This window comes from Hymenobacter sp. R533113, assembly GCF_056835965.1.
The window spans coordinates 51,689-57,688 of record NZ_JAKWBD010000002.1 but is presented as its reverse complement, the minus strand read 5'-3'; the positions used below and the strand labels follow the sequence as shown (position 1 = coordinate 57,688).

Annotated in this window: 5 protein-coding genes; 3 read left to right on the top strand and 2 right to left on the bottom strand. The window is 58.3% G+C overall.

Translation table 11 applies throughout. The annotated features are described in order from the left end of the window. Nucleotides 1-248: 248 nt before the first annotated feature. The 3 genes from MKZ35_RS06050 (at nucleotide 249) to MKZ35_RS06040 (ending at nucleotide 4,480) form a co-directional block, all read left to right on the top strand. Nucleotides 249-1,376, top strand: coding sequence for an IS110 family transposase (locus MKZ35_RS06050; protein ID WP_482512062.1), 1,128 nt, complete (start codon nucleotides 249-251; stop codon nucleotides 1,374-1,376). Between the two features lie 295 nt (nucleotides 1,377-1,671). Continuing rightward, nucleotides 1,672-2,205 (top strand): hypothetical protein, encoded by a 534-nt coding sequence (locus tag MKZ35_RS06045; RefSeq protein WP_482512333.1) that lies wholly within the window; start codon nucleotides 1,672-1,674, stop codon nucleotides 2,203-2,205. A gap of 199 nt (nucleotides 2,206-2,404) precedes the next feature. After that, nucleotides 2,405-4,480 carry a HelD family protein gene (locus tag MKZ35_RS06040; protein ID WP_482512332.1) on the top strand — a complete coding sequence of 692 codons (2,076 nt, stop codon included), beginning with the start codon at nucleotides 2,405-2,407 and terminating at the stop codon, nucleotides 4,478-4,480. 175 nt (nucleotides 4,481-4,655) lie between these two features. On the opposite strand, the gene MKZ35_RS06035 is transcribed toward MKZ35_RS06040, so the two are convergent. After that, nucleotides 4,656-5,072 carry an STAS/SEC14 domain-containing protein gene (locus tag MKZ35_RS06035; RefSeq protein ID WP_482512331.1) on the bottom strand — a complete coding sequence of 139 codons (417 nt, stop codon included), beginning with the start codon at nucleotides 5,070-5,072 and terminating at the stop codon, nucleotides 4,656-4,658. A 209-nt stretch (nucleotides 5,073-5,281) separates the two neighbouring features. After that, the gene (locus tag MKZ35_RS06030) at nucleotides 5,282-5,824 is read right to left on the bottom strand and encodes a hypothetical protein (RefSeq protein WP_482512330.1); all 543 of its coding nucleotides are present in this window, start codon (nucleotides 5,822-5,824) and stop codon (nucleotides 5,282-5,284) included. Nucleotides 5,825-6,000 lie beyond the last annotated feature (176 nt).

Sequence of the window (6,000 nt, the reverse complement as noted above, 5' to 3'; positions counted from 1 at the left end):
GTATGATTGTGCTGCCGTAAATTATCGGCGTTACCGGCAAGGAAGGCGGGGTCACCACCCATCCATAAGCACGCCGCCATTCGGCGGTGATGCTGGGCGACAGAGACTGTGCCCCGCCTTCTGTTTTTGCCCGAAGACTGGACAGTATAAAGGGAGCCCCGGCAGCGGCGGCATCCCGCATGAAACGAGGAAAGTTGCGGTGAAAACCTTGCGGGTGGCCTGTTTTCCACCTTTTATTCCCTTTTGTTATGCTTGCCACAGCCCCGGCCGCCCCGCCGCCCGTCTTGCTCAAGTATGTTGTCGGCATCGACATCGCCAAGGCCACGTTTGCCGCCTGCCTGGGCAGCATCGACGCCGCCCAGCGCCTGCGCCTGGGCAAAGTGGTCGAATTCCCCAACAACGCCGCCGGCTTCGAGGCCCTGCGCCGCTGGGTGGCCGCCGGCCAAGCCGAACCCGAGCGCCCGCTCTGGTTCGTGGTCGAGGCCACGGGCGTGTACTACGAAGAACTGGCCTACTACCTCAGCGCCCAGCAGCAGGCCTTGAGCGTGCTCTTGCCCAACAAGGTCAAGCACTTTGCCCGCAGCACGGAGCAGAAAAGCAAGACCGACGCGCTGGACGCGCGCCTGCTCTGCCGCCTGGGGCTGGAGCGCCAGCTGCCGGCCTGGCAGCCGCTCACCCCCGCCATGCGCCAGCTGCGTTCGCTCACCCGCGAGCGGGCCGCGTTGCGCACCCAGGCCGCTCAGGCCAAGAACCGGGCCCACGCCTACGCCCATAGCTACGAGCCCGACCCGCTGGCCCTGCAACGCTTGCAGCAGCGCCAGGCCCTGTTCGAAGCCCAAATGGCCGAGATTGACGCCCAAACCGCGGCCGTGGTGGACGCCACGCCCGCGCTGGCCCGCAAGCTGGCCCAGCTCACGAGCGTGCCGGGCATCGGCCTAACCACGGCCGTGACCATCGTGGCCGAAACCAGTGGCTTCGCCCTGGTTGAAAACGAGCGGCAATTGGCCAGCTATGCCGGCCTGGACGTGGTGCAGCGCCAGAGCGGCAACCTGGCCCGGCCCACGGCCATTTCCCGGCGCGGCAACGCCCGCCTGCGCACGGCCCTCTACCTGCCGGCCGTCAGCAGCCTGCGCTACAACGAACAGCAAAAAGCCTTTTATGCCCGGCTACGCGCCCGCTCCCCCAACGGCAAGGTCGGCGTGATTGCCGTCATGCGCAAACTGCTCCTGCTCAGCTACTCGCTCTGGAAAAACGACCAAGACTACAACCCCCACTATCACCCGGCGACGGTCCTGCCGCAAAAAGTAGCCCCGACCACCGGGGCCGAGGCTACACAGGATGCACCAAACGGCGCTCCTTTGACAGCCCAAATCTAACAAAAAATTGGCCCTCCGGCTTGTTTTTCATCACAGTATCTGTTGCGGTAACTGTTCGTTTGATCCGCTTGCCAGGCCAAGCTCGATAGGGTGCGGCAAGACCTGGAAGCCGGCAGTGCCATAGCGGCCGCCGCCACATTTTGAACCGCCGATCCGCCGTTGGCCAAGCAATAGAATTTGCTGGCAAGCCGCTCCCAACGGGAGCGGCTTTTTTTATGAACTAACACGCAAAGTTGTAAGGAAGCGGCGCGGCGAGCGTCTTTCCTGGTGAGTTATCACTTATACGCCCGCCGCCATGAATTCTTCTGCTACTTCCGCCGCTACTCCCGTTGCTATCCATATTCCCACGGCTGTCCGGGTGTTTCGCTTTGCTTCCAACGGGTATCGTCGTTTCCTGGCTTACCAGCAGACGCGGCGCGCGCAGATGGAAACCATCAGCTTCGCCCCAGCCGGACGAGCGGCCGAGTCACGAAGCATGACACAGTTGCGCAAAGCAATGGCCGGGATAATTATCGTAAGCTTTATGCTGCTGCTGTGGGTGCGGGCCGAATCATTAACGCGAATGATGCCCCACTTGGTGGATATTGGCCTGGGCGTGCTGGCGGGCATCATTGGTAATTCGCTAGGTTATTGGTTTGGGTTGCTGGGCGTGGCCCCGACGCCGGCCTGTACCGCTTCTCAAACTTTGAAAATGGTGCAGATTGTGGGCGTGCCTGTGGGGTATGTGCTGCTGGGTGGCCATATGCTACTCATGCCTTTGACGGGCGCCCTGGTAGCTTTGGCGCTGGTGCTCATCACGCGCCGCCTGGGGTGGTCGTGCAGCCGGTAACGTTGAGGCAGCCCAGCCCTGTTAGCAGGAAGTACTTGGCTATTGACTCAAAACGGAGCTGTTTGACGGCAGCTTTACTTTGAGCACTTCCCTGGAAACGCCTCACTGATCAGCCAGCGTGTGATCAGTGGGAGGCAACGCGCTTCATACTTAATAAAGGAAGCAAGGCGCTTCTACAAACCAGAATTTGCGGTCACCTTTGCGGTTCATTACGCAAGAGCCGCCCGTGATAAACCCAACTGAACAGGAAGAAAGAGAATATCTGGAGGAAATTAAGGAGAAGCTGGTGCTGGCTAGTAAACGGGTTGATGACGCCGTCAAGCAGTTTTCCGACGAGCTCCGGCAGAAAAAGGAATATATCCATGAGCACCAGTCCGGCATGGACGCCGCCGATATGGTCGCCGCCGGCCAATCCATCAACCGCATGGCCTTCACGGGGGAAGCCGCCGTGGCCCGGAAGCGCAAGCTTCTCAAGCTGGGGCAATCCCCTTACTTTGGCCGCATTGATTTTGCCCCCCAGGGTAAAGCGACCTCGTCAGTCTACATCGGCGTGTATTCCTTCACGGACGAGCGGCAGCGCCAGAACCTGATCTATGATTGGCGGGCCCCAATCTCCTCCATGTTCTACGACTTCGAGCTGGGAGAAGCCTTTTACACCACCCCATCCGGCTCGATTCGGGGCACCATCGACCTCAAGCGGCAATACAAGATCCGAGACGGCCGCCTGGAGTTCATGCTCGAAAACGACGTGAACATTCACGACGACGTGTTGCAGCGCGAGCTGGCCAAGTCCTCCGACGACAAGATGAAGAACATTGTCGCGACCATTCAACGGGACCAGAACGCGGTGATCCGCAACGAAACCGCGCCGGTGATGGTCATCCAGGGTGTGGCCGGCTCGGGCAAAACCTCCATCGCTTTACATCGAATTGCGTTCCTGTTGTATCGCTTCCGCGAGACCATCGCGGCCAAGGACCTGCTGATTATTTCGCCCAACAAAGTCTTTGCCGATTATATCTCCAACGTCTTACCCGAGCTGGGGGAAGAACACATCCCCGAGATGGGTATGGACGAGCTGGCGGCCGACTTGCTCGACAATCGGTACCAGTTCCAGACCTTCTTCGAGCAGGTGTCCGCGCTGCTGGCGGAGCACGATTCCGCTTTCATCGAACGCATCCGATTTAAGGCCTCGTTTGAATTCCTCACCCAGCTGAACCAATACCTCGTTCATATTGAGAATACCTACTTCACCATCACCGAGCTGCGGGTTGGCAGAACCGTCGTCCCCGCTTCCGTCATTCAGCAGAAGCTCAGGACCTACCATCGGGTTCCGCTCCTCAAACGCTTTGCGCTGGTAGCCAATGATATCCGGGCCTACGTGCGCGACGCCGCCGGTCGCAAGCTTACCGGGCAGGAGAAAGCCACGATTGGGGAAGCGATTCCCCGCATGTTCCGGTTCCACCAGGTGCTGGAGCTTTACCGGGATTTTTACCGCTGGATCGGTAAGCCCGAGCTGCTGAAGGTCGACCACCGCCTGCGCCTGGAATACGCGGATGTTTTTGCCTTGATTTACCTGCGCCTGCGCCTGGAAGGCATCACCACCTACGATCAGGTAAAGCACTTGCTGGTGGACGAGATGCAGGATTATACCCCGGTGCAATATGCCGTTTTGTCCCGCTTGTTTCTGTGCCGGAAAACTATTCTGGGCGACGTCAGCCAGACGGTGAATCCGTACAGCGCTTCCTCGGCCGAAACTATTGAACGCGTCTTTCCGCAGGCTGATGTGGTCAAGCTGTACCGCAGCTACCGCTCCACCGTCGAGATTACGGCCTTCGCGCAGCGTATCACACCAAATCCCGATATCATCCCGCTGGAAAGGCATGGGCAGGAACCGGTCGTAAGGCGCTGCCATAGCCACGAGGAGGAGCTGGCGGCCATCCGTCAGCTGACTGAGGAATTTAAAAGCTCTGGCAATCATTCCCTGGGCATCATCTGCAAAACCCTCCGGCAAGCCACGCAGGCATATGAGGCGCTCCAAGGTCCGGGCGTTCATTTGCTCACGGAGGAGTCTACTACATTTAAGGAAGGGGTTGTCATCACCACTGCCCATTTGGCGAAGGGACTGGAATTTGATGCGGTCGTGGTGCCCTTTGCCTCCGCCCGTACGTATCGAACGGAGGTCGATAAGAGCATGCTTTACGTAGCCTGCACGCGGGCCATGCACCAGCTCACGCTGACGTATTCCGGTGCTGTTACCGCCTTCTTGTCTTCTTAAGAGCGGCGACTCCAGAGAGCATCAAAAAGCGGGGGACGGTGACGAGCAATAGCCTGCTGGTGAAGGATTTATGCGAGGCGCTTCCATTAGCTCCATGATTCGCGCCTGGCCACGCTTTCCTCTCCCTATCGTTTCGGCAATGATAAATCAACTCCCGTGCGCCGCACGGAGCGCTTTACGCGGCCCGTTGGGCCTCTTGCAGCCAACTGTGCGCTTCCTTGATATCACCAAACATGCGCATTTGCAGCCGCTCACCAATCCCGAGGTGCATCGCCTCTGCCGAGAGAGCTGCCATCGACTCGGGGCTGACTACTTGGGCGAAATGAGTGAGGCCCTGCGCGATGGCGCGGGGCGCCCAATCGCTAACAATCCACTCTACGGCGTGGTCCCAGGGGCCAATAACCAGGCGGTTGTCATTAAGCAAATAAGGGCAGGCGTGGTCCTGAAGAGGGTGCAGGCACGCATCGGCACCGGCAATTATACCGATGTAAGTCTGATAGCCAATCCAATTATTGTATACCCAGCGGTTGACCGTATCGTACTCGATGGTTAGATAAACCTTACCGAACCCATTAACTATTTCTGTGAGCATGAAGCAGGAATTGCAAGGCCTATCTTGACAGAAACGCGAGAGCACTAGGTCAGCAGCGTTTCGGCCTCTGGCGGAGAGCTTGCTGATTGGCAAACTTAGAACTTACTGGGATGAAGCTGATTAGCAAATACCGCAACTAACTTTCCTGACGAGGCCGAAGAATTTGCCCCCCAGCGGTGAAGGCTGACAAGTTCACCAAAAAAGCTGGCTTATACGGCTGGCGAGCTGGTAGCTTTTCGCTGAGCCAGGCGCTGCCCGGCCAACTGGTTGCTGCCCAGAACGATAGTCGCGTAGCCTACGGGCGCTTCCGTGTAGCGCAGGGTTACCTGCTGGCCAAGCCACCAGAAGGTTTGGGCCTGGCCGGCGCTCTGAGACGGACCGTATTGGGCGCTAAGCAGCTCGCGGATACCGCGGCAGTTGGCCTCGCCCATCATACGCAGCTCGATATAGTAGAGCTTGTCTTTGTAAAAGCCGTAGGTGATGCCGGTGAGCTTGTGGGGACCGACTTTGAGATGGTCGGTGAGGTAGTTGTAGAACTGGGTCTGGGTGGCGGGGTCCGTCCTGACCAGCTCCAGGTCGCGGAATTTGCTGATGTCGGCGCCGAAGGTGGCTTTGCCGAACCCGTTCTGCGTATCGAGGGCGCGTAAAGAGGGCGAGGCCGTGCGCGTCGCCTTTTTGGATCTAACGCTCTGAGCTTGGCTGCTTTGTCCAGACCAGGCCAGCAATCCCAGGAAAATAATCAGCTTTTTCATAGACGGCCCAGCGTACAAAATGGCGAAAGATCCACGGAGCGGTAAATCTACTATATTCTGCCAGTAGATATACGTTCTGGGGGGCTTTTTCAGGCCGAATTTCGGTTTTCCAGCAGGTTTTTTGACCGATGGATTGGGTTTTTACTGGAAAAATTGAATTCATTTAGAAAAGCAGT